The 1,039-nt window shown below is 43.9% G+C and carries 1 protein-coding gene; it reads right to left on the bottom strand.

The window, feature by feature from the left end; all coding sequences use genetic code 11:
• Positions 1-193: 193 nt before the first annotated feature.
• Positions 194-1,039: AraC family transcriptional regulator (locus A3735_RS01180; RefSeq protein ID WP_068637411.1), on the bottom strand; the 846-nt coding region annotated here is incomplete at its 5' end.

Raw genomic sequence — 1,039 nt, 5'->3', positions numbered from 1 at the left:
AGCGATTCGCAAGCACACTGCCCGCCGAACCGGCGCCAACAATGATGTAGTCGTATATTAGTTCTGACATCTTGTCACCCAATCTAGAGTCAATATGGTTATCATGAGGGTGATGTTAACTGAGTGCTCAGCACCTAAGAATGGCGGGAGTTGCCAAGGACAGGTCAATAAGTGTCAATAACGATAAACTTCCTTACCCTTCTCGATACTGTGATGGCGCGCAGCCAAACCAGCGTTTGAAACTGCGCCCAAAATTCGACACATCTTCGTAACCAAGCTGTAAAGCGATCACATCTATCTTTTGATCTGTTTTCTTCAGCAAGTATTGAGCATTTTTTTTCTTGGCGTCTTCCATTAGAAGTTTGAAAGTCTTACCTTCTTGCTTCAGTTTTCTGATTAAGGTGCTCTTGGACATATAAAGCGTCTTGGCGGTTTGCTCGAGTGATAGTTCAAACTGAACACTCGAAAGAATTAGTTCATTCACTTTGTCTGATAATGTGCGTGATTCCAGTAAACGATTAAGCTCATTCTTACATTGTTGAGCGGCCATTTCGGCAGTAACCGGATCTGCTGAAACGCAGGTGATCGCCTTCCACTCCAATGGCATACCATATCGCAAAACTCCGTCTGAATAACGAATGCGCTTCGGCAAACACGATCCATATAAGTCACTCCAGTCAGGCTCTTCGAAAGGCAGCTCCAGAACGCATTCTTCTACTTTTGAGCCAATAGCAAATTTGATAATGTTGAAAACCAGCGCAGCAATCGTCTCATAAAGAACAACATCAATGTCTCCCCAATCGGCAAGGGGTTTTATACAGAGATAGATGTTCTCTTCATCCTCTTCGATATAGAAGCTGAGAATTTGTGCGCGAATTTTGTAATATTCACAAAGAAATACCAGGCTGTCTTCCAGGTTGGTTGCATGCGACAGGCCATAGCCTACATGGCCATGACTGGACAAGCTGATGTTCCTACCGACAAACAATCCTAACGAACGCGGACACCCCTTTTTCCACATATAGTGAATAAGCTGTTT

The organism is Oleiphilus sp. HI0061, from assembly GCF_001635675.1.
Note: the sequence above shows the minus strand (reverse complement) of the source record. Positions and strands in the feature narration are given on the sequence as shown.